We start from the raw sequence: 26619 nt of genomic DNA on the forward strand, positions 1-26619 counted from the left end.
TCATACCAAGAGGGCTTTTTTTATTCAAGTCCCCGAAAAAACTTCTAACAGGAATGCTCCTTGTAGTATCATAGGTTCGCTTGTTACGGATTGACCCCCTAAATTTGGACACATCCTATCTTATTTTAGGTTATTCTCAAAATTTCTCGTTTTTTCTTGGCAAGAAGACAAAATCCTCTTGCCTTATACGCGAACTTCTTTGATGATTAACGATTCCGTTTGCGCTTTTTTGTAAAATTCATGCGGTGGAAGATCGAGAATACTCGAATGAATCCTTCGCTCGTTATAAAATTTCATGTATTCCATCACGGCTTGATAAGCTTCTTCATAGCTGTCAAACGCCATTCTTCCTAGACATTCCTCCTCCAGTAAACGATGAAACGCTTCAATATGCGCATTCATATTCGACGTCCGTGGTGGAATCCGTTCATGTTCGATTCCAAATCGCTCACAGGCAGCTTCAAAGGCATGAGAAATAAATTGCGGGCCGTTGTCTGTCCGAATCACAGGTTTATTTGCCTGTTCAAATTGCTGACGCTTGAATAACGCTCTTTGAAGCGTCTTTACGGCATCGCTTCCTGAACAACTCAACCCAATATGGTAATCAATCACCGAACGGTCATACACATCGATGAGCGACAAAACAAAGAAAAAGCGTTCTTCTCCTTCGATATATCCATATTTCACATCCATTTCCCATAACTGATTCGAGCCTGTAATAATGCGATTTCGAGCGAGTTTCTTCGGATATGGAATCCGTTTCTCTCGCTGCGGACGTAGTAAGTCTATCGCTTTACACAATCGATATACTTTTTTCTTACTGATCACAAGCTGATAGTCTCTTCTTAACTGAATGGTCAGCTTGCGATATCCGTAGGCAAATCCTCCTCCCATCACAAGCTCAGAGAGCCATTCTTGGATTTGTTCGTCTGACACTTTTTCGCCAGTTGCCGTTAGAGAGTAGCCGGGTGTTGGACGTCCCCCACCTACTGTTTTCTTCTCGACTTTTCCGTTCTGCTGATAATAGTAGGTTGAGCGATGGATTTCTAGAATCTCCAATACTTTTGTAATCGGATATCCTTTCTTGATCCACTGCTCGGCTACTTCCAATTTTTCAGTAAGTGAGGGTTCTTCTTTTTTATCAAATCACGCAAAATCGCGATTTCTAAATCTTTTTCCCCTAATAGCTTCTTGAGCTGCTCGTTTTCTTCCTCCAGCCGTTTGATTTCAGCTGAAGAGGAAGAGGAAACCATTTCTTGTCCTAGTTTTCCTTCTTCATATGCCTTCACCCATCTTTGCACAAGATTCGGGCTAAGCTCGTATCTTCTAGCTACCAATGCTTTATTTCCAACTTCTAATGCTTCTTTCACCACTTGTAGCTTAAATTCCTTCGAATGTTTTCTTCGTTTCATGTACATCAAAAGCCCCCTTCATTTGGTCACTTCGATTATAAAAAACACCTTATCGAGTGTCCAAATTCATTAGGGGGCTAATGAGTTACAACTGCTAAATACTTTGACGTAACCATGATAGATTTTCCAACTGGGGAGATGAATGAAGCAACGTTAGATACCCTAGAGCATTGTTCAGAACTTTGGATTATAGTTGATAACAGCCATTGGCCAATTCTCGAATGGTCAAGTTATATTCATAGTTTGCAATCTCGTGTAAAAATTCCTTTCTATCTCATTCATACACGCACATATTCGTTTAGCCAGCCTGAATGGTTGTCCAAACAAATGAAAATCCCGCTATTAGGTTCTTTACAACCAATAGAGGAGCAGGCACAGCAACAATACATCCAAACAACACCGTTATGGAAAAACCCATATGTTCAAAAAGCATGGGAAAATGTATTTCGTCTTATGATGTTGCATCTTTTTCCTTATAAGGAGGAACTTGTTTCAAAGGAGAAAAATTGGCGAAAAATTTTACAAAAAACATTGTCTATAATCCCGTTTCGATGATATTCTAAAAGTGTTAAGATTATTTTGTTTGTTTGCGACCATAAGGTCAGCGGGTGGTTTATCAAACATATGCGGTCTTTGGACTGTTTGGGTATGGCTATTCGTATGCCATCATCAAACGTCCGAAGACCGCTTTTTATTTACTCGGAAGGAGGGAATTGTATGAAAAGTGTTTATCGTAAACTCAAAAAAGTCCTCATGGGACATGAAGGCACTATCCATATTTCCGTTCATGCAAAAGAGCAGATGAATAAGCGAGGTTATAACAAATGTGACATAGCGCTCGCGATATATAACGGAAAAGTGGTAGAAAAGCAATACGGAAAAGATTTAAAGATGGTCATTGCTGGATTTGATCAATCTTGCAATCCCATCGTCATAGTGGTGGCTTGGAAAGGGAGGTATGACTTTGAAATCGTAACCGTCATGCCTCCACTTGACCATCGACGTTTTGATAAATGTATTGGCTAACAAGCGCAGCGGGGATAAAAAACTTTGAAAGGGTGGTAAAAATGAAATTAATGAGACAAACACGTATTAAAGGGTGGTACGAATTTTATCGTACTGCCTGCCCAGTTTGTGGCAAGGTAGGGGGTTGTATTACGAATGAAGATGGGAGCTTGGTAGCGTGTATTCGTGTTGAAAGTGACCGTCCGTTCTCCAAGAATTAGGCGTTGCCAAGTTATCTCCATTTTATGAAGAAAGGTCAACGTCGGGCCGTCCATAAACAAAATATCGAGCCGTTAGAACAATTTTTACCAAAAGCGAATGCGGAGAAACTCCATACCGTCTATTCAACCTTACTTGATTGTCTATCGCTGACGGACGAGCACTATTATCATCTCACTTCCCCAAGTAGGGGATTAACAGATGAAGTGATAATTGCGAGAGGCTATAAAACTCTATCTGCCCGCAATGCAAGCATAGTACGTGAGATCGCTGAAAGGCTAGGTATTAATGACTTTTCAGGTATACCTGGCTTTTATCTTCATAAAAGTGATACAAGCGAGTTCTGGGCGATTGCGGGTATGGAAGGGATATTAATACCGTATCGCGATCAGCGGAATAACATTATAGGTTTTCAATATCGAATTGATAATCCGCCAAATGAGATACACACTAGGCTCCAATCACGCTGTAGAAGCGAATTGCTGCAAGTGAAATTTGAGCAACCTAACTTTGTTCAAGTGGCGTATGAAGGGGAAATTATTTTTTCAGGAGAGCTAGAGTTAGGGGAATCAAAAATAATTAACTATGAAGGGATGCCTCTTTGTATCATAACTCTAAAAAAAGGCAACCGTTATTTCTGGTTGTCATCAGCAAATAAACATAAAGGTACAGGTGTCGGTAACCCTGCCCCAGTTCATGTTGCTGTTCCTTCAGACGAATTGGCAACATGGATACGTGGCTCGTTAAGAAAAGCGAAAACCGTTTGGGTGTCCGAAGGGGCCCTCAAATGCGATATTGCAGTCGATCTCGTCAAGAAACTTTATTCGCCGGAGGAACTTGACGATATAGGCACTACATTTCTTGCATTGCCGGGAGTCAATGCATTTCGATTGGCATTTCCGATATTGCATGAAATGGGGGTAACGATGGTGAATCTCGCTATTGATATGGACGCTGCTAGAAATCCACAAGTCCAAAAAGCGATGATTCAATTCATCAAAGAGTTGAAAACACAAAAAATCAGGGTACGTTTGGCTCTATGGAATGACCAATACAAAGGAATTGACGACTTACTGTTGGCTCGTCAACTACCTCAGTTTCATTATGTATAACAAAGTGAACCAAGGGGGAGAAAAAAATGGAATTTAATTTAAAGAAAATGAAAAACCTTGCTAAAAAAGATCTTCTAATTAAAAGAATGGTTGACGACCTGGCGAGGAAGCTAGGTAGCGAAGAAGAGGCGTATCGTATAGTCTTCAACAGCGAGGTATTGGGGGACTCCATCATGGAAGAACAATATAAAAATGCATAAAGCTCCTAATCAGCTGATTAGGGGCTTTTTATGTAGTAAACTAATAGAAGGGAGTGAAGAGAATTGAAGAATAATAAGATGGTTATTTTTTCATTCACCATGTTTATTATCACGCTATTAGGAGGGTTTTTATATCCTATAGTTAGCGATGTGGTGCTTGGAGATACCAAAGATGTCATCAATGATATGGTGTCCCCCTACTTAAAGCCTATGTCTCCAAGGGGATATATTCCGCTCATATTACTCTTGATAACGGTAATTTTAAAAGCATACCAACTGTCATTAGAAAAAGAGTCATTAGAAAATAAGATAAATAGATTAGAAGAGGAAAAAGTTCAGTTACTAAAGCGATTGGAAACATACATTGATAAAAGAGTACTGAAGCCTAGCATCCATATCGTTTCTAATCGCAAAGAGGACAAGCTTGCTTTTATAAAATCGAAAATGGAAGCATTCGTGAAGAGGGAACCGTACGTAAAAGGAATACAGTTGTATGAATATTCCCTTTCAACCAATAAAGTTCATATAAAGCGGGTAGTTGAATTCGTGGATGATGTGAGTAGCTGGGACAGTGTCACACTTAATTTTCAGCCTAATCTTTTACGGGAATTTCACAATGCTATTCAAAGAGGGGAAGAAAAGGAATTTATAAAAAAATGTGAATATGAGATAAATTCTTTAAATGACGAGGACATTAACGACCATGATATATTTAAGTTTGTTTTAATGAATGTGGCCATTCACTTACTGTCTAAAAAGGAAAAAGTATTTCCAAGGATTAACGTATCAAACGTGTATAAAATGTATAGACGAAATAAACGGATAGGTATTATAGAAGCTGTTATTTATATCACATATACGAACTCTGAAGATTATTATATATTTGAAAAGAAATACGGCGATTCTGAAAAAGTGGGGAGATATTATTTCACGTTACCGTATACTATTAACAATGAACCGCATATAATGTTAATCACGTTTGACAAAGTTATTAAGGAAATAAGTAAATCAGGTAACATTGTCAATGTTTTATCTGAAAGGGTAGAAAGTTTGTTAAATACATTAGAAAATTAACGGAATTTAGGGTAAAATATTATCAAAAGGATGCGAGGGAGATTAAGATGTTTAAATTATTCAAGTTCAAAACGAAAGGTGTAAAAAAATCAAAAGATGTTTATCAGTCCTATAAAGAGTCACATCAAAGCGAAAGGGATTCTGAACCTGTAGGAATTATTGTAAATCGTTGGTCAGGAAAACTTAAAAAGAAGTACGGTATTTAGAAAATGGGACTCCCCAAAGAAAAAAACGAACTTTTTTGGGGAGTCTTTATTTTCTTAAAATTCATTGAAGTGAGTTTGGTCGAATCAAAATTTTTATTATATGTAATCATTTTAGGATTTTTAACAGTAGTATTACCTTGACATTAAGGGATTATTTTCGGATTTATTATTGCAAATATAAGGAACTTTATGTAATATTATTCTTGTAAACGAAAAGTGAATACACTAAAAATGGGACTCCCCAAAAGAAAAGTATGAACACACATGGAAAGTGTGTCGTTGTTCGTACCTTTCTTTTGGGGAGTTTTTTATTTTCCCCAAAATCATGCTAAAGAAAGGGGGATTGTATTGAGAAAAATTGTACAAGCATTAACAGCATTCTTGTTAGCTTTTGTAGCGGTGATTGGGATAGCATTCACAGATCCGTCGCCTGCAGGAGCAACATCTGTTGATCCAAAAACATATTTAGAAAAATCAGGTATTAAAACTCAAAGTAATAGTACAGCAGGACAAAACGAGTTAATAAAAGATGCTAACTCAATTATGATTGTTATTTATATTTTATCTGGTTTCTGGATTCTCATTTGCTTTATTTACGCTGGATTGAAACTATCAGCGTCACAACATAATCCGCAGAACCGAACTGCTGGGTTAATAGGTTTAGCGTTTGCTGGTATTGGTGCATTTGTCGTATTCCAAGCTAGAGAAATCGCTGGTTACATAGCGAGCTTAGGCATGTAGAAATGCACCGAATTCAATGACTGATATTATGCATATCATCCCCTCTTGTGGTCTCCAAGAGGGGATTCATTTACAACATTAATGTTAAAGGAGTGTTTAACTGCTGTGCGAAGAGTGACCGTGCCGGTTGATATGTCAAGTGAACAGAAATCATTACTCGGTATTATGTCTGTACGTCAGTTGATTTATTGCTTGTTTGGATTGGTCGTTTTGTATTCCTATGTACCATTAATTTTCAAAATCATTCCTAACATCATTGTAGCTTTGATTGTTGCTTTGATTTCAACTATACCTGTTCTTGGATTCGTCTACCTTTTCGGTTTTCATCGAGTAGCGAAATATCATATGTATTTTGATATGTATTTACTTATTAAGTTTGGATACAAATATCAAATTGGAGTATGGAGAAAAGGTACGGTCAAACCCGAATGGATGGAGGATGGCTAAGAATGAAGAATGTTATTGTGTTTGTTGGAATCCTTTTGTTTATGTATGTGTTTTATAAAATCATGGTTAAAGAACCTATACTACCTTGGAAAGAAAAGAAAGTAAATACATTTAGTCTTTCTTCTTTTAAAAAAGAAAAAAGAAATAAGAAGCACAATGTAGAGTTAGAACAGGAGCCCGAATTAATTCTTGACTTATTTGAGGATATTGAGGATTTGGCTGAAAACATGTTGGTAACGAAAGACTATCGATTCATAATGATGGCTGAAGTAGAGCCAGTAAATTATTTTTTATTAAGCCAAGAAGAACAAGAAGCTATTGATGTAATCTTTGAGCGTTGGCTTGCACAGATCAATTATCCCGTTCAAATTTATTTGCAGAATCGGTTAACGGATTTAACTGAAGCAATTGAAGAAATGGAAAAGAATATGTCAGCTTCCTCTGACTTATCACCAAACGCAATGGAATATGGTCGGTCTTTTTTAGAATATTTACAACGATGGCAAACGTACACACCGCGTTATGAAACTAAACGTTATTTAATTTTCTATCACCAAATCAATCCTGCCTCCATTCAAGCTGCGGATGAAGAAGAATTGAAAGAACGACTATATGACAAAGCATTTGCAGAATTATATCGTCGTTTTAATACAGCAAAAAGTCAATTGAGAAAAGCCTATATCGATGTTCATTTGCTTTCAAATGAAGGAATAACAGAGGTTTTATACCATGCTCTAAATCGTCACAAAGCAGTAAAAAACAGATTCCGAGATATACAAAGAAAAGAAATGTTATCTTTATATGTTACCGCTGATCAAGATGACGCAAGAATAGAGGCAGTAAAAAGCAGTGAAGGAGAGGAATCGTATGAAGAAAAAGAAGCTATTTAAGAAAAAAAATGTAGATGCAGCAGTTGAGCAAAATGAGAATACTCCTCTCTATCAGTACGATATTCGTCCTACGTTGTGGGATGTTATCGCACCGGATGGTATCACAATTAATTCTGAGGATACGGGCATTATCAAACAGACGCTTGGTGAACGTATATATTTTAGGCCTTTTTTTATACCGAGAGATGGATATCCTCGTAAAATGCAAACGAATTGGCTTTATTCGCTTACTGCTAGCGGAGAAGTCGATGTTTTAATTGATATCCATAAAGTAAATCGTTCTGATGCGGTTCGTGCTTTACAAAAACAACAAACAATTTTTCAATCGAGCTTATATTTCCAATTACGTCGTGGAAATCAAGACCAGATTCATGATTTGCGTACTAAAATTGCCGATACGGATTTGCTTATGCAGGAGATCCAATTCAATGAAAATGATATGTTTCATGTAGCGGTGCTAGGTCTGATATTCGGTAAATCAGAAGACCAGTTAAATCGCCTAAGTGAAGCCATTGAAGATGAATTAAGCGGTATGTTCTTTAAGGTTTCCACGACATGGAGTCGTGTTAAAAAGGGATTTTTGAGTGCATTACCATTTGGAAAAAATCATATACACGATTCCGTGCGAAATTTAGATAGACGAGCGCTTTCGACGTTTGCTCCATTTATTTCAGGAAGCGGCCGCTACTATGGTGGAGTCCCGATTGGTGTGAATAAAATCACTGGGCAACTTGAATTTATAAATTCATTTGGTAATGAGGATTACAAGCCACCAAACTACAATATGGGTATTTTTGGTATATCCGGAAGTGGAAAGTCCTTAGCAATGAAATTAAAAATTGCAAGGGAACTGGTTGCCGCTAACATTCGTGCCGCTATTATTGATCCTGAAGGAGAATTTAGAACTCTTACAAAACGTTTAGGCGGTATCAATTTAGATATTAGTGAAGAATCAAATATTGTTATTAATCCGTTAGCTATAAATTATACCGACATCCCACTAGATGATGAGGACGAAGAACTCGAATGGCTAAAAGAAAGTGATGATAAAGAGATAATTGAAAAAAATGGCAGAAAATTTATTCGTTTTGTGCCGATCCGTGAGAAACAAAATGAAATATTAGATTTCTTCGATATTATCGTTCGAGGAAAAAATGGAGAGGAAGCAGGGCTAACAGTTTTTGAAAGAAACTATTTAGAGAAAGCGCTTCGCTATATTTTCGATGAAGTATTAGGTATCACTTCGCATCCACGTTCCTTGTTTGTGGATGGAGTTGAGGAACGAGATGGTGTGTTGATTCAATCCAACGTGCGTAAACCAGAGCCAACCATATCCGACGTTTATAACTATTTAGTAAAAGAATACGGTGAAGAACCAAAAGCAGAGCGTTTGATTGCGGCGATTCGTCCTTTTTTACGTGACGGCTCAAAACCTATTTTTGATGGCCAAACCAACCTTGGTCGTGGAGTTACACAAGCTCTACATCAAGCACGGTTAGTGAATTTCAACATTAAACAGATGGAAGAAGGATTTTTGCGCCCAATCGCATACCACGTTATTCTCAATTATTTATGGGAACATTTTATTAAAAATATTGAAATTGCAACTGAAAAAAAATTACTTTACGCGGATGAGTTTTGGCAATTCATCGATCAAGACCAAACCGTATCGTTCTTTGAAAAAGTAGCTCGAAGATGTCGTAAACGAAATGCAGGGCTCGTTTATGCTTCGCAGGACTTTCTTCGAATTCTTAACAACGAAAAGGCACGCGGGGTATTACAAAATACACACACTTTCTTTTTCCTAGAACAAAACAAAATCGACCTAGAACAAATTAAAAAGAACTTTAATCTAACTGAAGGTGAAATTGATAAGCTTTTCACCAATCCTGAAAAAGGAGAAGGAATTTTAAGAGTTGGCAAATCGTCTGTTTGGATACGAACTAATCCATCCGATGAAGAGATGATTTTCGTAGAATCAAATGAGGCTGTTCTACAAGATTTCTTAAAAAGAAAACAAATGCAGCGTTCGGGGGGGTTCTAGGATATGTTGAACGCTGTGACAGACAAAATATTAGAGGTTATTACGGAACTGCTTACGGCGCTTTTTAAGCTCATTCTGGAACCGTTCATGGATTTAAAATCCATAAAAGATTGGGTATTTGGCGTAGAAGGAGATCAAAATCTAATTTATGGAATCTTTACTACTAATGAAATCAATGACATTTATAAGCCAGGATTTAATTTAATGTTGATACTGGCAGGTTTCTTCATCTTGATTGGCGTGGTCATGTATGGCAACCGTATTGCTTCATCGGGTATTAATGCTTCTAATCGAATTTTCGTTATGGAATTTTTTAGAGATTGGATTTTAGTAAGCCTATTGCTGTTTAATCTAGATATTTTATATGATGTGATTTTTCAATTTAATCATTTTATTGTTTCATTGTTTGGAGATGCCTATAATGGAAAACTTGCAAGTTTAGACAAAGAATTAAAGCCAGACGATCCAGCATTGCTTGGAAAAATGATTATTCAATTTGTATTGCTGGGATTGTCACTTTGGGCGAGTTTCTATTACTTGATGCGTAAACTAACTCTTATGATATTTATGATACTTGGTCCACTCATGGTATCCTTTTTGCTTATGCCTTGGACACGACGCATCACGTTTAGTTGGCTAAAAGAGATGATAGGAACCATTTTTGTTCAATCTATTCACGCATTTCTGTTTTGGGTAGTGGCCAAAATGGCAGGTGCATACGGTGGAATCATTGGAGGGGCAGCAGAAGAAGGAAGCAAATTAATAGAATCAGTTATTTTGTATGTAATTTTTATTCCTGTTTCCGAAGGACTTCGCTCGTTGCTTGGTTTAGGCGGAGGATTACATAACAGTTGGTCAAAAGTGGGAGCTATGTTTGGTCTTTCGGGATTAGCAGGTGTGTACGGTTCTATCAAGGGAGCTATTGGTGATAAGAGTGTTATGTCTGCATTAAAAGGGGCATATGAAGGATTTCGTAAAAGAAAAGAAGTGGAGAATGAAGATGATAATAAAATAGGTGCAAATACCGGCACATTTACCGGAACAACCCCATCGGCAGAGAGAATGTTAAAAGCGGGTGATTTTATTTCGAAAGCTGGGCGTGCCGTTGGCGGTGTCGCAGGTTCACTTATCGGTTCACCAATGGGACCATATGGGAGCATCTCAATGGCTACAATAGGTGCAGAATTAGGGGATACTGCGGGAGAGTTAACAGGACGCTTTGGAATGGCTGCGGCAGAAGGGTTAGTAAACCGTGCAAAAACGTTCGGCAAAAGTTTTGCAGAAGGATTTACAAAAGGAAAAAATCTGAATGCAAAGTCTGATGAATTACTAACTGATATTATTGCCAATAGTGATTTAATTGATGATGTCGGCCCCAAAACGTATCAAGAGTTTAGAAACCAAATGAAAGAACGTTTCCCGGACATTGGGGAAAGAGAACTCCAAACTCAATGGGGACAACTACTAGAAACTCGTCGCGAAGCAGCGATGAGATTGATTGATTTAGCGAAAAACGATCAAACACTAGCAAATGCCGATGCGTTAAAGGAAGCGGCAGTAAACGAAATGATGTCTCGCTTCGAGAAAAATAATAAAGCGGCGTTTATGGAACAATTCAATAAAGAAAATCCACTGCCTGCAACCGCAACGGACGCTCAACGTTTAGAACATCAGGCAAAGGCAAACGAAGCTTGGCAGGCGCTTCTTAGTGAGCAAAGAAAAGGGTATGAGGATATTGCAAATGATGTAATTAAAACATTGTCACACGATATTCCTCATAGCTTCATAAAAAAAGATGAGTTTGCTCAACAGTTTGCTAGTAAAGCACTAGATTTTGATAAAGAAAGATATAGTCAGATTTTCAATCAAGGAGAAGCTGCTTTTACGCAGAAAAACGGAGATATACGAACTTATAGCAACGCGGTATCACGTGCTGTATCAAAGGTTCCAAGCGGAAAAATCTATGACCATCGTTCAGTCAACCGAGATTATTTGGCCCAATCTATTGCATATGCAAGAACAGCACAACAAAAAGATGCTTATATCCAAAGTCAATTAGATAACGGTGTGACGAGAGAATCAGCTCTTGAAAATTGGAAATCCATCGAGGGAGAAATATATAAGAAAAATCTACAAGAAGTTGTTCAAGCTATGCCATCCCAGGAAGCATTCCATGCGGTCAAAGCGCATGCGATGAATAATAGTTCCTTCATTAGCGGTGTCAGCGGCGTAGCGTATGGTTCATTAAATGCAGTGATGGAAACATCAGGTATAGCAAGAGTAGTTCGTATGGCAAAAGAAACTAAATTGGGGCATTTAGTATCTGTAGGAGTAACATCAGCTTATGCAAATGCATCGATGGCTTTTTCTAATACAGAAGGAAATCTGTTTCAGAAGACAGCAGCTGCTATTACAGAAGGTTATCAGCAAGCTAAACAAGATGTGGCAGTTGCAGCGCAAACTCCATATGTAACTCCACATGCTGTTGAAAAACAAGCTTTAATACGTAATATGGCTGGTTATGCGGGTGGACTGATAGGAGGAATAGGAGGATATAAGAAATTCTCTCAAATGGCCGAAAAAATAAGTCCTCTTAATAAAGCAGTTAACCAACAAGTGTATGAGGCTTCAGAAATTTATCAAATGGCTCAAAAAACAACAGATAGTAATGGCAACGTAGTTGTTGCTAAAGGAGCTGTTCGCTTAGTTACTACGGCGAATGAGTCATACATTGAAGTGAAAGACCAAATTGGAGCTACACATGTTGTTTCTCGTATTGGCCGGGGAGACAGTTCGCTAGCAAGCAATGAAGTGGTTTATACCGACCTAACGGTAACAGAACAAGGAATAAGCGTCGAACGTAGTAATCCTTATGCTTACAAAATGGATTCAGGTGGTAATCGTCAGTACATTAATCGGGTGATGAAAATTGATCCTAATCAATTACTATCTAATCGAGCATCGAAACCATATCAAGAAAGACCAAACATACCTGCCTACAATCAAATGGTGGAATATAAGCAGTTCTATTTAAACGATGTTCTAAATGCAAAACTGAAAAATATCAGAGCGATAGTAGAGCGAGATCGTTCATACGTAATTGCTCAAACACCACAAGGAGAGACTGTTCGTATTTCTCCATATGGACAAGGTGATACTCGATTGAAAGATAATGAAGTGGTGACAATGGATTACGAAATTCGTAATCAACGATTTATTCAACAAAAAATAAAAATGGAAGTAAATGGTAAAGAAGTAAAACAACATGACTATACATCTACTTTCGAGATTGATGAATATGTACCACACCGTCCGAACAAACGACTTCTATTGAGAAGAGAGCTAGACAGGATTCGCTCACCTCAAGGGGTGAAATAACATGAATTCTTTGATTCCTCAACAGCGAGACCAAGAAGAGAATGTCGTTGTTCGAACGGGGAAAAAATTTGCTATAAAGAAAATGCGAAAACTTTTCAAAAAAGGGGCTTTAGCGGTCGCTAAAGCCCTTATGAGAATGACGATTGTATTAACAAAAATGTTAATCACTTTTTTAGTCGGTATATTCGGACCATCGTTACTTCTGTTCATAGGAGTTATTTTTTTAGTCATTATAATCTTTATGTCCGTGCAACTCTTTTATAGCGAAGGAGTCGGACTAGATAAAGTAGGAAAGGAATTACGTGATTACATCATTTTACAATCAAATCAATCTGTGGATCTAAACGACCCTTTACAAAGGCCATATAAAGTACCACCTGAATTGATAATCGCAGTTATGCAGATCGAATATAATTATGACAGAACGCCTGATAAAGAATTTATTAAAAGAATTGCAGAACTTCTCAAACCAACATTTGAATATGATCAATATAATGAATATACGGAATCATATACCGAAACTTGTAGTAAGGACGGATGTACACGATCCCCGATTACCCGAACCGACCATTATGTCAGCAAATTAACCCATATCGAAGCATGGAATACTCAGGCTAATTACACATATAAGAAACGTCTTGGAAGTTTTGAAAAGACAGGCTGCTCTTCTAGAGATATATCTGATCCCAAAACAGGTGAAGTCATAGATACAATTACCACTTGTAAATATACACGAAAAATGACTTATGTTCTTGAGTCATCAGTGAATACAGAAGATTATTCAATGCTTGATAGTGTACTAAATTCTCTTGGATATGGATTAAACGATAAAAAAATGGTTGAAGCGCTTTATTTATTATCAGGAGGGAAAATCAACTATATTAATTGGCTGCAGACAACAGGAGGATTAGGTGGAATTGGCGGATTCGCCGGCTTCGATGGTACCATTATTCCAGGTGACAATATTCCCGCACAATTTATGAAGTTTTACATTGATGCAGAGAAAAAATATGGAGTAGATTGGTATGTGTTAGCTGCCATTCATTACGTTGAAACCGGCTTTTCAACACACAAGACAATGGTTTCAAGTGTGGGAGCTATTGGACCGATGCAGTTTCTTCCCGCAACTTGGGTAGGCTGGAAATACAACATCGGAGGTGGACAAGTTAGTCCATCACTCGATATAACTAGTTTAGCAGTGATTAAGGCAGGTGGAGGATATGGAAAAGACGGTGATGGAGACGGTAAAGCGGATCCATGGAATGAAGCAGATGCGATTCATACTGCGGCAAGTTATTTAGCTGCTAATGGATATAGTTCCAATCCAAGAGGTGCCATTTGGCAGTACAATCATGCTGAATGGTACGTTAATAAAGTATTAAACTTTGCTTCAGTTTTCCGTTCTGGAGCAACATACCTTGCAAATGGAGATGTACCTCAGGCAACAAAAGGAGCATTTATGCGCCCAGCAACAGGTGAAATAACATCCGGATTCGGTCCTCGCTGGGGAAAAATGCATTATGGAGTAGATATCGGATTAGGTGGTCGAAGCAATGTACCGATTGTTGCCGTTGCTGATGGTGTAGTAAAGCGTTCATATTATTCCAGTTCTTACGGAAACGTAGTTTTCATACAACATAATATAAATGGTGTGACCTATGAGACAGTATATGCACATATGAAAAATCGAGCCGTTTCAGAAGGACAACGGGTAAAAAAAGGGCAATTCTTAGGATATATGGGTGCTACAGGGCACGTAACAGGTCCGCATCTGCATTTTGAAATTCACCAACCTAGTTGGAACACCACAAAATCGAATGCCGTTAATCCTGTGACTATCATGCCTTTCTAGAGACTGTAGAGATACAAAAAAAGTTTTAAAATACAAAAATAGTCTTAAAATACAAAAATACTTTTAAAAACGAGTTACAAAAAAAGTTTTAAAAAATGGAATAAAAATTAGATATTATGTATAAAAATACACAACTTGTCTAGACTGTAGTTGAAGCAAGTTGTGTATTTTTTATTAGGGGGAAGGATTTTATTTATAGCAAGGTTTCAGTACCATTGGACTTTTGAAAGAATTGATAAGTATATCAAGGAAGGGCGTGGTCAAGGAGAGTTTGAAAATTACAAACCTTGGTTAACCGTTAGAGATGTGCCGTCGAATGGTCGAGTCGCACGGGAAATGGGGACAAAGGTAAAGAGAGAATATCATTTCTTATCGGATTTGGAGCGATATTTTTTTTACATACTAGAGTGGCAAGATTCCGTTGTTGATATTAGAGAACAATACCCCATTTTAGAGATGGAAAAAACGGTTGAAATCGCAGAGCTATTGGGTTTTGCACATCCGAAAGACCCAAAGACCAAAATCAATATTGTGATGACCACTGATTTCATGATCACTTATAAAAATGATCAGGGCGATGTTTGTTATGCTGCGCGCTCAATAAAGTCATTTAAAGATCTTTTAAAAAAACGAACATTAGAAATATTATTATGATCAGCTCGGTATTGATTGGGGAGTCGTAACGGACAAAGAAATAAACAAAGATTTTGCGGTGAATCTTCAGGATTTGCGTCAGTATCAATTGTTTCCTTTTGGTGTAGACGAAGGTGTTCTAGATGTCTTAAGGCACAAAATAAGCAGGGTGAACCCTAGAGAAAAGGTCATTCATACTTTAAAAAAGCTAAGTGAAGACATAGGAATCGATGAGGTGACTCTTTTAAATGCTCTAAAAAGTCTCATTAGTAATAAAATCATCTCTGTCAATCTAACGAAGCGCTTGAACTTTAATAAAAGTTGGAACTCTTTATTGAATGGAGGAACAAAATGATTACGGTCAATTCAGTCTATCTAAATCTCATCACAAACTAAAAATTCAGAATATTATGGATAAATCCTAGCAATACTTATGCTTATGTGATTGATTTAAGGTCTAATGCCAAAATGCCTTATGAAATGTTAATTGAGGATGTACTTAAGGGGATATTGCGTAAAGAAATTACCCGTATCGACGAGGAGAACATCATCTTAAGTGATCGTAAGCTATTGGCAAACAATCGGGCATGGGAAATTATTGCACCTTTGGTGAATCAAGAACCAGATATCTATCTGAAAACAGAGAGGTATCGGCTTATAGAACGTATCATGAGCGAATTTAGTGTATCAGATGTCACCATTTATACCTACCTCAAAAAGTATTGGCAAGGCGGAATGACTCCTTTAGCCTTGGTGGATCAAAGAATTTTGTCAGGAGGAAAAGGGAAAGAGAAACAGCAACACCAAAAAAGAATGGGGAGACCAAGCACTAACAATCGTTCCATTGTCATCACTAATGAGGTAAAGCAGCAGATTAAGAAGGTATTAAATGATTTCTATTTCAAAGATGAAAGCGCAACGCTTAAATTTGCATATGATATGATGATTTACTTGAAGTGAAGGTCTGTTTTAGCTCTCTGTTTCCTGCGGTTGAAAGTATGAGTAAATCAGTATTTAAAAAGCGCTTGGAGTGTGATTAAAATACAGTTGATACTGATAAAAGCAATTGAGCCAATGGAGAGGAGAAAGCCTTAGTAAAGTATTGTATGCATGATTGATGTTTTTATGACCTACATATTTGGATCATTCATTACTTCAGGATTGGATTCATTAAGCTGTCATATTTTGATTGAAGAAAAATTTAAGATTCTGCATACAATCATTCAGATTGAAATTTTTTAAATCCATCAAGGAGAAATGAAAATCTGATAAAACGCTTGATTTATATGTGTTGCTTCAGCTTTTCTTAGTTAATAAATTACCTTTTTAAATTGTCTATTATAAAATATCATTGTCAACTCTAAATAATAGGCGGTGGAGTTCTCCATAACCGTCTTTATGACCAATGACTCCTGCTAGAGATGTCTCTGGCAGGAGTCTGTTCATTCGGTACTGTTCGTTTAAATGGATAAAGAATTTAAAATAAATACAGGGGGAGAAAACTTGTTACACAAATTAAAGAATCAATTTACATCCGATGTCATTGATTCTGAAATTTTAAATAAAGCTGATTGGGTAGTAACATTATGCGGTCATACAGTAGACCATTGCCCGGTGACACCACCACACGTGAAACGTGTACACTAGGGATTTGATGATCCTGCGGAGGCAGAGGGAACAGAAGAAGAAAAATGGGCTGTATTCCAGCGTGTTCGCGATGAAATCGGTGCGCGTATCAAAAAAATTGCTGAAACAGGCGAATAAGATTGAAATGACGGTTCTTCGTCAATGACGAAGAACCCTTTTTATAACTAGACAACTCCAATCATTAACGATACATATGCACATATTACAAACAGGACTCCACAAACACCGGACAAAAAAACGTTGTCTTTTCTTCTGAACAAAACAACCAATGCTATTAAGAACAATATAGCAGTGATAGCTGACGCAATGCTTAAAGCGTTGACTCCGAAATGAATGGATATATCTTGTTCAATTTTCCCATTGTAAAAAGCCTCAAACAACCAGGACGGTTTCTCAAATTTTATAATGGCTGCAATATTTTCAGGAGTGCTTTGTTGTCCCATCACTGCCATAGATGTAAAAACAAGCAAAGCCATAACACTTTCCGCTCTTACCCATGGAATCGGATTAAAGTTTGGATTTATGTTTATCTTTCTTCTCACAAGTACACCATTAATCAATGCAAAAGTCAGTAGCGGAATAATAAATAAATGTTTAATAAGCAAAGCTTGTCCGTACGAAACGATCCACGAATTCACATAATCAGGAACTAACAAATTCATTAAGAAGAAGCCTGCACTCATCGTTGTGATTACACATATAAAAGCAATTGGACTAAACCATTTCAAGAATTTCAGCCAATTATCGCTGTTTTTTGAGAACCACCCGACAACAAACAATACCCCAATCCAGACGGTTACAGATAGAAAATGGATTGCGTGAGGGATAAAGCCTTTTAATTCATAACTTGCCGTACAATGACTTGCCCAGCCAAAAGCCAATATTAAAGCAAAAGTCAAAAAGGCTCCCATATGTTCAAGGATTGGGTCATTCGTCATTTTCTTCAAAATGCGCACAAGCAATAAAATAAGACATAAAAACAAAGTAACTAACCAAGCGTGTCCAATATTGAAATCCATTAATATGCCTTTAAAAATGGTCCAAAAACTCACATTATAATCTTTTGCAAAGATGAGTGTAACCCTTAAAACTGGTGAAAAGGATAATAAAGCTATTCCAATAATACAGAGATTGATTAACCAATTAGGAACAGCAACCGTTGGACGTTTATCGGCTGGAACAAACGCTAGCAATTGATTTCCGACCACAATACAAAAGCAAACATACAGTAAAAGTTCAGATAGATAAATCATTTTCCTCTCCTCAATAGCAACGTAGTCATAATAAGCAGAACAACCAACGAAGCTCCGATGAACAAGTACATCATAAAATTATTTTTATCATTGTTCGTAGAATCAGGTTTGTTTGGCTTCATTTCTTGTTTATTATCTTTTGATGCTGGGGTTTTCTCGGCTGTTTCAGTTGGTGTAAGTTTCTTTTCTTCGGGTGCTTTTACGGTAAATGTGAAACTGCGTTCTATGATATGTCCATCTTCCCCGACAATCTTCCAGTTAACCATATATTCTCCATTCGGTAATGGTTTCTTAAAAGTTCCCTTTAATACTTTGTCTTCAACTGCAATATGATCGACCTTTACCTTTTGTCCTTTCTTATCTAAAAGGGTAAATGTGCTGAGATTTTCAATTGGCGTATTAAATTCCAAAACAATTTCTGTTAAAGGTTTTGTTACTGTTTCTTTATCGCTTGGCGTTGAACTTTCAAGACCCGTATGGGCTAATGCTGTTGTTGGCAACAACACCAACAAACAAGCAAATAAAATGAGTCTTTTTAACATTTTGTTCCATCCTTTCTTTATTTATCAAGTCATATTATAGCTGACTAATATGTTGATTTAATTTTATAAATCGACAATATTTTGAACAATTGATTATTACGCTAAATATGTCTACCCCTTATGATATATTAGTCATATCTAATGTTATAAGAGGTGGCAAGGATGAAATATAAGAGAATTATTGTTTTACTTCTGCTCACTTTGATCATTTCGGCTTGCAGTTCCAATAAAGAACAATCACATCAAGCGCATTCTTCCAATGGAGATTTGCAAGAAAAAACTGCTTCTGCTGATGTTTTACCGACCTTTTTGAAAGGTCAAAGTGAAGAGGTCCGCTTGGTATATCAAGCTGCTGGCAAATCAACAGAGTTGTTACAATGGATTCCTTGTTATTGCGGTTGTGCTGAGAGTGCGGGACATAAAAGTAGTATGAATTGCTTTGTCAAAAAAATCAATAAAGATGGTTCTGTTGTCTGGGATGACCACGGTACTCGTTGCGGCGTTTGCTTACAGATTGCAGCGGAATCCATTAAAATGAAACAAGAAGGCAAATCTATAAAGGAAATTCGCCATTACATTAATGAAAAGTACAAAGAAGGTTACGCAAAACCAACGAAAACCCCAATGCCTTTATAATATAATAAACAAACCTCACTTTTCCGAAAACGAAAGGTGAGGTTTTCATTTTGCCTATTTGACCAATGTATTAGAAAGTGCTAATCTGAACACAGATAATCATATTAGTGAATACTAATATGAAATGGAGATGAAATAAATGGGACAAAATTATTTAGACGTAAAAGCTAAATTTATTCGTGGTTTTTCTGATAAAACTAGACTTCAAATATTGGAATGCATTAAGAATGGGGAAAAAACGGTATCCCAAATCGTTGAAGAGCTTCAAGGCAATCAGTCGAATATTTCACAACACTTAGCTTGTTTAAAGGGCTGCGGAATTATTGTGGGACGACAAGAAGGCAAATATATTTATTATTCTTTACGTAATGAAAAGATCAAAGAAATGCTTGAACTGTTTGACGAAGTGTTAAATCAAGTGCAAACGGAAGTCGCTCAATGCGATAGCCATTTATATTAAGAAGGTGATGATAATGTTCGAAAAGGAACAAAAAAATACTTGTTGTAATGGTGATAACTGCAAAGAATCTCAAAAACCAAAATTGAAAACAGAATTCAATTTGATTCAAATAAACTCTACTCCAGAATCAAAAGCGTCCTGCCAAGATGATTGTTGTTCTGCAGAATTCAAGCCTAAAGGTGACGAATCTGATTTATCCGAAGTCACAGGTCACAAGTCGGAGTTCCGAGTTCACGGAATGGATTGCCCTGCTTGTGCGTTGACCATTGAGAAAAGCATTGGACAACTGGAACACATTAAGAACGTCAGCGTCAATTACAGCACGGGTAAAATGCAAGTTGTAGCTGAAAATCCGTCAGTGTTAGAAAAATTGCCAGCGGAGATGAAGAAGCTGGGTTATACATTGGAACCAATTGAATCAAAAGGGAATGTACGAATTTATACCATTGAAGGAATGGATTGCAGTTCCTGTGCCTTAACGCTTGAAAATCATTTAAAACAGCATCCTTCTGTAAAAAGTGTCAGCGTTAATTTTTCCACGGGAAAAATGCGGATTGAACACGACAATTCTGTTGAAGAAATCATGAAAGAGGTTGAGAAAGCAGGTTACAAAGCCTCTCTCGTTTCAAATAGACGAGCCGAAGCGGAGATGTCAACAACACAATCAAGTAATAATCTTCTTGTATTATCAGGAGTATTGTTATTATTTGGTTTTCTTGGCTCCCTAACTGACATCTCTCCGTTTATGGTAAATGTTCTTTATGCTATATCCATATTGATCGGTGGGTATAAGCCGGCTAAAAGTGCTTATTACGCCATAAAAAGCCGGTCCTTAGATATGAATGTATTGATGACAGCAGCAGTCATTGGAGCCGTTATGATCGGTGAATGGCTTGAAGGAGCTACCGTAGTTTGGTTGTTCGCATTGGGGAATGCTTTACAAACCAAATCCATTGAAAAAACTAGAAACTCCATTCGTAGTTTACTAGATTTAGCACCACCTGAAGCTTGGGTAAAACAAGGTCGGGACTTAGTTAGAAAATCTGTAGAAGAAGTAGCTATCGGAGATATCATTGTTGTCAAACCGGGTGACAAAATTCCATTAGACGGTGAAGTTGTCCAAGGAGAATCAAGTGTTAACCAAGCACCCATTACAGGTGAGTCCATACCAGTTGATAAGCAAATTGGCGATACGGTATATGCAGGAACCATTAACGAACACGGATCTTTAGAAATCAAAGTCACGAAGCTCGTTGAAGATACAACCATTTCGAAAATCATTCATTTAGTGGAAGAAGCATAAGAAAAGAAAGCCCCTACCCAAGCATTCGTTGATAAATTTGCACAAATTTATACACCTATTGTTTTTGCATTAGCATTGGCGGTCATGATTTTTCCTCCTCTACTTGGCTTTGGAACTTGGGGAGATTGGTTTTATAAAGGACTTGAACTATTAGTTGTCGCTTGTCCTTGTGCATTAGTTATCTCTACACCTGTAGCTATTGTTTCAGCCATCGGAAATGCAGCCAAGAACGGTGTTCTGATTAAAGGCGGTGCCTTCTTGGAGACAGCTGGATCCATTAATGCCATTGCGTTCGATAAGACGGGAACTTTGACCGAAGGTAAGCCAAAAGTATCACAAGTAATACCGATCAATACGACTGAAACGGATTTGTTATCGATTACTCGCACCTTAGAGGAATACTCCACTCACCCCATTGCATTGGCTGTGGTTAATTACGCAAAAGAAAAAGAGATTCCTTCTCGAAATGGGGAATTATTTAAGAGTATTGTCGGTAAGGGTGTTCAAGCAACGATTGAAGGTATGGAATACTTTGCAGGAAACCTGAAACTGTTCCAAGAACTGAATACTCCTATTGGTGAGTATGAGTCCCAAATGAAAACCCTTCAAAACGAAGGAAATACGCTTGTCATTGTTGGGACAAAAGAGCAGATACTTGGTATTATCGCTGTTGCTGATACTATCCGTGAGACAACGGTAAAAGCGTTACAGGGGCTTAAAAATATGGGTGTAGATCAAATAGTAATGCTCACGGGTGATAATAAAGGAACTGCCGAAAAAGTGGCTTCTCAAACGGGTGTCAATCGTTACTTTGCCGAACTATTGCCAGAAGACAAGGTAAAAGCCATTAAACAGTTACAAGACGAAGGGAAACGGGTCGCAATGGTTGGTGACGGTATTAATGATGCTCCTGCCTTAGCCACTGCCAATTTGGGGATTGCAAAGGGTGGTGCGGGAACAGACACGGCTATGGAAACAGCCGATATTGTTCTTATGGCAGATAACTTAGAAAAACTGCCTTATACCATCAAATTAAGCCGAAAAGCCTTAAAAATTATCAAGCAAAATATATGGTTTTCGCTGATTATCAAGTTTGTTGCTTTACTTCTAATTTTCCCAGGTTGGCTTACCTTATGGGTTGCTGTTTTAAGCGACACGGGAGCAGCTTTGTTGGTTATTCTTAACAGTATGAGACTGTTGAGGTTAAGGTAGGAGGAAATACAAATGTCTGATTGTTGTAAACCTACAAATCATTCCGAGAGCGTATTATGTCCGTCTTGTAATCATAAAGGGAAAAGGATACAGTTGATTACTTTAAAGAGTCTGCTTTTACCAAATGCTCTAGTCAAATTAGATGTAAGAACAACTTATTATTTTTGTTCAACCCCTTCTTGTAATGTGGTCTACTTTAATGAAGATGGACTGATATTCCAACAACACGATTTAAAAGTTCCAGTATTCCAAAAAGATGAGAATTTGGACACACCAGTATGTTATTGTTTTGATTGGACGAGAAGAAAACTTAATGAGGCTTTTGATACTGATAATGACAATAAGGTGATAAATAGCATCTCTACTCATATGAAAGAAAACCGTTGTGGTTGTGAAGTTAATAACCCACAAGGGTCCTGTTGTTTGGGAAATGTAAAGGCGTACGTGAAATCTCTAAGAGCAGAGAACGTGGAATAACACCAATCACGCTTCTCCATAGCTCTAATAAATCGCCAAATTAAGTAAAAAGTTCCTGACAACAAAGAAAATACGATTGCTAAACTAATCTCAACACATAAGTCCATTATAACAATTATTGTTCCATTCATTTGTCCAATGGTACCAAACATATAGCCCATAGTTAAGAAAAAGCCTTTTATAGATCGGTAACTCTTCTATTTATCAATGTGTCATTTTTGCAATATATTTAATCTAGAAAGGGTGAAGTATCAATATGAAAAAAATAATGATATTAACTCTAGTCTCCGTTTTATTGATTGCAAGTGGATGTGGTAAATCCGACAATACCAATGAAAACCAACATACGAATCACGAAAATATGCAACAAGGTGAAAATCACGAAGGAATGCATCACGAAACGAACCAGTCCCAAGAGGATACTACTCAGGCTGTTTGGAAGTTTTCAAAAGAAACTCCAAAAATCAATGAAACGGTTGATTTAACAATTCAAATTAACGATCAAGACGGAAAACCTGTTAAAGACTTTGATATTCAGCACGAAAAGCTAATGCATCTGATTGTGGTAAGTAAAGATTTATCTTATTTTAACCATTTACACCCTGAATACAAAGGTGACGGACTGTTTACGATTGCCTTAAACTTCCCTGCTGGAGGAGAATATAAATTATATGCTGATTATGTTCCAAAAGGGGCATCAAAAGTTGTAAAAAATCACACTGTTACGGTTGAGGGAGAAAAAGCACAAACCACTCCGCTCAAACCAGACGAAAATTTAACTAAAGTTGTAGAAGGCAAGGAAATTACATTATCTTTTGACGAACTCAAAGCTGGAACAGACGTTACATTGAACTTTAACATTAAAGACCACAAGACAGGTCGACCGATTACTAATTTACAACCATACTTAGGTGCTGTTGGACACGTTGTCATCATCAGTGAAAATGTAGAGGAATACTTACACGTACATCCAATGGACGAAAAGGCAAAAGGACCAGACGCTAAATTTATGACCAAGTTCCCTAAGAGTGGAATCTATAAAATTTGGGGTCAGTTCCAACACGAAGGCAAGGTTATTACCGTTCCTTTCGTAGTCAAAGTCTCATAAAAACTCTAAAATCCTCCCATGGCGGAGGATTTTTTGTTTTTAAAGGACATATTTTATAAGTTTGGCAGATATAAAAGTAAAGACAACTTAGTACAAGGGGGGGATGATGGATGAACTCAACTTGGCTTTTAGGGTTTTCTGCTTCTGCTATTGGAATGTTATCTGGTGGAGCGATTGCTTGGTTGTTTAAAGGATGGCAAAAAGGAACACCGACCATTTTTTCAATATGTAGTGGAATGATATTCGGACTGGTCACATTGGAAATTTTGCCTGAAAGCATAGAAATTGGAGGCTGGTTTATTGCGATTGTCGGATTGATTTTGGGTTATTTTATTTACAAGCATCTAGAAAAGGTTTCTCATCATGTGATCATTATTACAAATGACGCTAAAAAAGACGTATTCGTACATTCTGGTCTATTTTTAACATTCAGTATTGCCCTTCACAATTTTCCAACAGGCATCGCACTTGGAGCCAATACTCACGCTTCATTGACTAAACCAATGATGACTACGATCATACTTCACAATATTCCAGAAGGTATTGCTGTTTTTACTCCCTTGTTGATGGCTGGGTTTGGCATTCTCAGCATCATACTTGGGGCAATCATAGCCTCCACTCCCGTAGGAGTTGGAGCCTTCATAGGAAGCAATTATGGAATGGGGGTTTCTTGGCTAGTAGCAATGATTATTGCATTGGCGATGGGGGTAATGCTTTCAGTAACGGGAAAGGAAATTTTTGGAATGGCTTTACGCACATCTACAAAAATATACTGCGTTATAATGGCTATAATCGGTTTTATATTGGTTTCATTTTACCTATTTTTTCTGTAGGCTCTGTTAAGGTACAATGTTGATTTTTATTCTTTTCTTAATTTAAACTAACAGCGTAGCATAGTTGAATAGTTAGATATAAATTGGAGAAGAGTGAAATTATGAAAATGACATACTAGCAGCGTTTATACTTGGAGTTGTGGAAGGTTTAGCAGAATTTTTACCTATTTCATCTACTGGTCATCTTATTTTAGTTGGACATCTTATTGGCTTTGAAGGTGAAAGAGCAAAAACATTTGATATTGTCATTCAGTTAGGTGCAATTCTTGCTATTATAGTTTTATATCGGCAACGTCTCGTTTCCTTGTTTAACATTAAGCCTATACTAAAAAAAGAAAAGAAATTTAATGCCATACATATAATATTAGGTGTTTTGCCTGCAATAATAGCTGGATTATTATTGCACGATGTTATTAAAACATATTTATTTTCTCCTAAGACCGTGGTGATTGGACTTGTGGCAGGTGCTATTCTTATGATATTTGCCGAAAAAAGGAAAGCTGAACCAATCACCCATTCCCTGGACGACTTGACTTACCGCCAGGCTTTAGCTATCGGCTTGTTCCAATGTCTAGCGGTGTATCCTGGTTTTTCAAGAGCAGGTTCAACCATCTCCGGGGGATTATTAGTAAAAACTAGTTATAAAACAGCATCAGATTTTTCTTTCCTAATTGCTCTTCCTGTAATGGTTGGAGCAACGAGCTTAGACTTATTAAAAAGCTGGAATTATTTGAGTGTAAGTGATATTCCAATATTTGCAGTGGGATTTATTACTTCGTTTGTTGTGGCAATGATAGCTGTGGTGACTTTCCTAAAATGGCTAAAAAAAAATAGGATTAATCCCTTTTGCATACTATCGTATTGTGTTAGCTGTTGCATTTATCATACTTATACTGTTTTAACTGTCCTTATTGAACGGGTACGATAGTTGAATAAGATAAGTACAAAAAAGCTACCTTATCATCATAAGGTGGCTTTTCATTTGGTCGAAAATCAACAATTAACGATAACAGCCTTCGTATAAAAATCAACACTGAAGTTTAACAGAACCTCCTCCCATTCATTAAGAGCTAAATCAGCCATTTTCATTAAAAAACATTTCCTAAACTTGACAAAAAAATGAATGTAAAATATGATACATACATATGAACATATGCTCATATATAGTAAATAAAGCGAGGTAAATCATAATGAAGATGGAAGATCATTCTTTCTTAAAATCTGAAACCATTGAAAATGTATCGCAAATATTTAAGGTATTATCCGATCCAACACGAATCAAAATTCTTTATTTGTTATCGCAAGAAGAGTGCAATGTCAATCACATTGCAGAAGTGTTGGAAATGTCTCAATCAGCCGTTTCTCATCAACTTAGTATGTTACGAAATCTGAGACTGGTTAAGTATCGCCGTGAAGGAAAAACACTGTTTTACTCCTGCGATGACGAACATGTTATTTCATTATTAAAACAAGCCATTGACCATTCTGAACATCATTAAGGAGGTATTTTATCATGCATCATCATCACCACCATCATTCTCACGACCACCATGGTCATCACCATCACCACGGACATCATCATGATCACAGTAGAGAAGGAAATAAAAAAGGGCTTACAATTGCCCTTCTCATTACCGCTGGAATTATGTTGTTAGAGTTTTTCGGAGGTTTAATCACAAACAGCCTAGCCCTTCTTTCTGACTCTGGTCATATGCTTAGTGATGCTAGTTCACTTGTTCTTAGCTTAGTGGCAATTTGGTTTGCCACCAAACCAGCTTCCCCCAATAAAACGTATGGCTTTTATCGTTTTGAAATCTTAGCCGCTTTGTTTAATGGAGTTACCTTGTTTGTTATCGCTGGATTTATTATTTGGGAAGCAATTGAACGTTTTTACAATCCTCCAACCGTGGCTAGCGGCTCTATGATGCTGATTGC

The 26619-nt window shown here is 37.2% G+C and carries 26 protein-coding genes, 3 pseudogenes and 1 riboswitch; of the genes and pseudogenes, 26 read left to right on the plus strand and 3 right to left on the minus strand.

What is annotated here, in order from left to right; translation table 11 throughout:
- Positions 1–183: 183 nt before the first annotated feature.
- Positions 184–1412, minus strand: a protein-coding gene (locus tag BM278_RS14170; RefSeq protein ID WP_090950981.1) for an IS3 family transposase whose coding sequence is annotated in 2 segments (ribosomal slippage) — positions 184–1124 and positions 1124–1412 — 1230 coding nt in all. Because the reading frame shifts where the segments join, the coding sequence is not laid out codon by codon here.
- Positions 1413–1550: 138 nt separating this feature from the next.
- On the opposite strand from BM278_RS14170, the gene BM278_RS14175 reads away from it, so the two are divergent.
- From BM278_RS14175 to BM278_RS14240, 17 genes and pseudogenes are all read left to right on the plus strand, one after another.
- Entirely contained in the window at positions 1551–1967 is a 417-nt protein-coding gene (locus BM278_RS14175) for a hypothetical protein (protein WP_090950932.1), read from the plus strand.
- 162 nt (positions 1968–2129) lie between these two features.
- Positions 2130–2438, plus strand: a complete 309-nt coding sequence (locus BM278_RS14180; RefSeq protein ID WP_167359643.1) for a DUF4258 domain-containing protein — start codon at positions 2130–2132, stop codon at positions 2436–2438.
- A 224-nt stretch (positions 2439–2662) separates the two neighbouring features.
- Entirely contained in the window at positions 2663–3748 is a 1086-nt protein-coding gene (locus BM278_RS14185; RefSeq protein ID WP_090950939.1) for a DUF3854 domain-containing protein, read from the plus strand.
- 26 nt (positions 3749–3774) lie between these two features.
- Positions 3775–3948 carry a hypothetical protein gene (locus BM278_RS18835; RefSeq protein ID WP_167359644.1) on the plus strand — a complete coding sequence of 58 codons (174 nt, stop codon included), beginning with the start codon at positions 3775–3777 and terminating at the stop codon, positions 3946–3948.
- Between the two features lie 63 nt (positions 3949–4011).
- Positions 4012–5022, plus strand: coding sequence for a hypothetical protein (locus tag BM278_RS14190; RefSeq protein WP_090950941.1), 1011 nt, complete (start codon positions 4012–4014; stop codon positions 5020–5022).
- A 47-nt stretch (positions 5023–5069) separates the two neighbouring features.
- Complete coding sequence (locus BM278_RS18840; protein ID WP_167359645.1) at positions 5070–5228, plus strand: hypothetical protein; 159 nt, start codon at positions 5070–5072, stop codon at positions 5226–5228.
- Between the two features lie 348 nt (positions 5229–5576).
- Positions 5577–5969, plus strand: a complete 393-nt coding sequence (locus BM278_RS14195) for a hypothetical protein (protein ID WP_090950944.1) — start codon at positions 5577–5579, stop codon at positions 5967–5969.
- A gap of 105 nt (positions 5970–6074) precedes the next feature.
- Positions 6075–6416 carry a PrgI family mobile element protein gene (locus BM278_RS14200; RefSeq protein WP_090950984.1) on the plus strand — a complete coding sequence of 114 codons (342 nt, stop codon included), beginning with the start codon at positions 6075–6077 and terminating at the stop codon, positions 6414–6416.
- A gap of 2 nt (positions 6417–6418) precedes the next feature.
- A complete protein-coding gene (locus BM278_RS14205; protein WP_090950947.1) occupies positions 6419–7306 on the plus strand; it encodes a hypothetical protein in 888 nt (295 codons plus the stop codon).
- Positions 7284–9350: a VirB4 family type IV secretion system protein gene (locus tag BM278_RS14210; RefSeq protein WP_090950950.1), complete on the plus strand. Its 2067-nt coding sequence runs from the start codon at positions 7284–7286 to the stop codon at positions 9348–9350. The genes BM278_RS14205 and BM278_RS14210 overlap by 23 nt, the downstream gene beginning before the upstream one ends.
- 3 nt (positions 9351–9353) lie before the next feature.
- Complete coding sequence (locus BM278_RS14215) at positions 9354–12728, plus strand: type IV secretion system protein (RefSeq protein ID WP_090950952.1); 3375 nt, start codon at positions 9354–9356, stop codon at positions 12726–12728.
- A gap of 1 nt (position 12729) precedes the next feature.
- Entirely contained in the window at positions 12730–14580 is a 1851-nt protein-coding gene (locus BM278_RS14220; RefSeq protein ID WP_244151181.1) for a peptidoglycan DD-metalloendopeptidase family protein, read from the plus strand.
- A gap of 162 nt (positions 14581–14742) precedes the next feature.
- Positions 14743–15234, plus strand: coding sequence for a TnsA endonuclease N-terminal domain-containing protein (locus BM278_RS14225; protein ID WP_090950954.1), 492 nt, complete (start codon positions 14743–14745; stop codon positions 15232–15234).
- A gap of 58 nt (positions 15235–15292) precedes the next feature.
- Complete coding sequence (locus tag BM278_RS14230) at positions 15293–15568, plus strand: hypothetical protein (protein ID WP_167359646.1); 276 nt, start codon at positions 15293–15295, stop codon at positions 15566–15568.
- 113 nt (positions 15569–15681) lie between these two features.
- The gene (locus tag BM278_RS14235) at positions 15682–16173 is read left to right on the plus strand and encodes a hypothetical protein (RefSeq protein ID WP_090950958.1); all 492 of its coding nucleotides are present in this window, start codon (positions 15682–15684) and stop codon (positions 16171–16173) included.
- Positions 16174–16337: 164 nt separating this feature from the next.
- Positions 16338–16455, plus strand: a pseudogene (locus BM278_RS19695) (cation transporter); the annotation flags it as partial.
- Between the two features lie 119 nt (positions 16456–16574).
- A riboswitch (Fluoride riboswitch) is annotated at positions 16575–16635 on the plus strand.
- Positions 16636–16728: 93 nt separating this feature from the next.
- Positions 16729–16977, plus strand: a pseudogene (locus tag BM278_RS14240) (low molecular weight phosphatase family protein); the annotation flags it as partial.
- A gap of 47 nt (positions 16978–17024) precedes the next feature.
- Here BM278_RS14240 and BM278_RS14245 read toward each other — a convergent pair.
- Positions 17025–18113 carry a copper resistance D family protein gene (locus BM278_RS14245; RefSeq protein WP_090950961.1) on the minus strand — a complete coding sequence of 363 codons (1089 nt, stop codon included), beginning with the start codon at positions 18111–18113 and terminating at the stop codon, positions 17025–17027.
- Entirely contained in the window at positions 18110–18655 is a 546-nt protein-coding gene (locus tag BM278_RS14250; protein ID WP_090950964.1) for a copper resistance CopC family protein, read from the minus strand. The genes BM278_RS14245 and BM278_RS14250 overlap by 4 nt, the downstream gene beginning before the upstream one ends.
- A 162-nt stretch (positions 18656–18817) precedes the next feature.
- Between BM278_RS14250 and BM278_RS14255 the strand changes: the two genes are divergently transcribed.
- The 9 genes and pseudogenes from BM278_RS14255 to BM278_RS14295 all read left to right on the plus strand — a co-directional run.
- Entirely contained in the window at positions 18818–19291 is a 474-nt protein-coding gene (locus BM278_RS14255) for a PCYCGC motif-containing (lipo)protein (protein WP_090950966.1), read from the plus strand.
- 139 nt (positions 19292–19430) lie between these two features.
- Positions 19431–19751, plus strand: a complete 321-nt coding sequence (locus tag BM278_RS14260; protein ID WP_090950969.1) for an ArsR/SmtB family transcription factor — start codon at positions 19431–19433, stop codon at positions 19749–19751.
- Between the two features lie 13 nt (positions 19752–19764).
- Positions 19765–22266, plus strand: a pseudogene (locus tag BM278_RS14265) (heavy metal translocating P-type ATPase).
- A 12-nt stretch (positions 22267–22278) separates the two neighbouring features.
- The gene (locus tag BM278_RS14270) at positions 22279–22743 is read left to right on the plus strand and encodes a putative iron-sulfur cluster-binding metallochaperone (RefSeq protein ID WP_090950971.1); all 465 of its coding nucleotides are present in this window, start codon (positions 22279–22281) and stop codon (positions 22741–22743) included.
- Positions 22744–22999: 256 nt separating this feature from the next.
- On the plus strand, positions 23000–23851 hold the full coding sequence (locus BM278_RS14275; RefSeq protein WP_090950974.1) for a hypothetical protein: 852 nt from the start codon (positions 23000–23002) through the stop codon (positions 23849–23851).
- Between the two features lie 110 nt (positions 23852–23961).
- The gene (locus BM278_RS14280) at positions 23962–24684 is read left to right on the plus strand and encodes a ZIP family metal transporter (RefSeq protein ID WP_090950976.1); all 723 of its coding nucleotides are present in this window, start codon (positions 23962–23964) and stop codon (positions 24682–24684) included.
- A gap of 139 nt (positions 24685–24823) precedes the next feature.
- The gene (gene bacA, locus BM278_RS14285) at positions 24824–25612 is read left to right on the plus strand and encodes an undecaprenyl-diphosphate phosphatase (protein WP_244151182.1); all 789 of its coding nucleotides are present in this window, start codon (positions 24824–24826) and stop codon (positions 25610–25612) included.
- Between the two features lie 262 nt (positions 25613–25874).
- Positions 25875–26183, plus strand: a complete 309-nt coding sequence (locus BM278_RS14290; RefSeq protein ID WP_090950979.1) for an ArsR/SmtB family transcription factor — start codon at positions 25875–25877, stop codon at positions 26181–26183.
- A 14-nt stretch (positions 26184–26197) separates the two neighbouring features.
- A partial coding sequence (locus BM278_RS14295) for a cation diffusion facilitator family transporter (protein ID WP_143093455.1) occupies positions 26198–26619 on the plus strand: 422 nt, incomplete at its 3' end.

The organism is Parageobacillus thermantarcticus, from assembly GCF_900111865.1.
GTDB classification, from domain to species: Bacteria; Bacillota; Bacilli; order Bacillales; family Anoxybacillaceae; genus Parageobacillus; species Parageobacillus thermantarcticus.

Excerpts from the sequence above, each read along its gene's own strand:
- BM278_RS14215 (WP_090950952.1), top strand. The coding sequence starts at position 9,354 with ATGTTGAACGCTGTGACAGACAAAATATTAGAGGTTATTACGGAACTG.
- BM278_RS14220 (WP_244151181.1), top strand. The coding sequence starts at position 12,730 with ATGAATTCTTTGATTCCTCAACAGCGAGACCAAGAAGAGAATGTCGTT.
- BM278_RS18835 (WP_167359644.1), top strand. The coding sequence starts at position 3,775 with ATGGAATTTAATTTAAAGAAAATGAAAAACCTTGCTAAAAAAGATCTT.
- BM278_RS14210 (WP_090950950.1), top strand. The coding sequence starts at position 7,284 with ATGAAGAAAAAGAAGCTATTTAAGAAAAAAAATGTAGATGCAGCAGTT.
- BM278_RS14180 (WP_167359643.1), top strand. The coding sequence starts at position 2,130 with ATGAAAAGTGTTTATCGTAAACTCAAAAAAGTCCTCATGGGACATGAA.
- BM278_RS14185 (WP_090950939.1), top strand. The coding sequence starts at position 2,663 with ATGAAGAAAGGTCAACGTCGGGCCGTCCATAAACAAAATATCGAGCCG.
- BM278_RS14255 (WP_090950966.1), top strand. The coding sequence starts at position 18,818 with ATGAAATATAAGAGAATTATTGTTTTACTTCTGCTCACTTTGATCATT.
- BM278_RS14175 (WP_090950932.1), top strand. The coding sequence starts at position 1,551 with ATGAATGAAGCAACGTTAGATACCCTAGAGCATTGTTCAGAACTTTGG.
- BM278_RS14250 (WP_090950964.1), bottom strand. The coding sequence starts at position 18,655 with ATGTTAAAAAGACTCATTTTATTTGCTTGTTTGTTGGTGTTGTTGCCA.
- BM278_RS14260 (WP_090950969.1), top strand. The coding sequence starts at position 19,431 with ATGGGACAAAATTATTTAGACGTAAAAGCTAAATTTATTCGTGGTTTT.
- BM278_RS14290 (WP_090950979.1), top strand. The coding sequence starts at position 25,875 with ATGAAGATGGAAGATCATTCTTTCTTAAAATCTGAAACCATTGAAAAT.
- BM278_RS14275 (WP_090950974.1), top strand. The coding sequence starts at position 23,000 with ATGAAAAAAATAATGATATTAACTCTAGTCTCCGTTTTATTGATTGCA.
- BM278_RS14205 (WP_090950947.1), top strand. The coding sequence starts at position 6,419 with ATGAAGAATGTTATTGTGTTTGTTGGAATCCTTTTGTTTATGTATGTG.
- BM278_RS14235 (WP_090950958.1), top strand. The coding sequence starts at position 15,682 with ATGCCTTATGAAATGTTAATTGAGGATGTACTTAAGGGGATATTGCGT.
- BM278_RS14280 (WP_090950976.1), top strand. The coding sequence starts at position 23,962 with ATGAACTCAACTTGGCTTTTAGGGTTTTCTGCTTCTGCTATTGGAATG.
- BM278_RS14270 (WP_090950971.1), top strand. The coding sequence starts at position 22,279 with ATGTCTGATTGTTGTAAACCTACAAATCATTCCGAGAGCGTATTATGT.
- BM278_RS14245 (WP_090950961.1), bottom strand. The coding sequence starts at position 18,113 with ATGATTTATCTATCTGAACTTTTACTGTATGTTTGCTTTTGTATTGTG.
- BM278_RS18840 (WP_167359645.1), top strand. The coding sequence starts at position 5,070 with ATGTTTAAATTATTCAAGTTCAAAACGAAAGGTGTAAAAAAATCAAAA.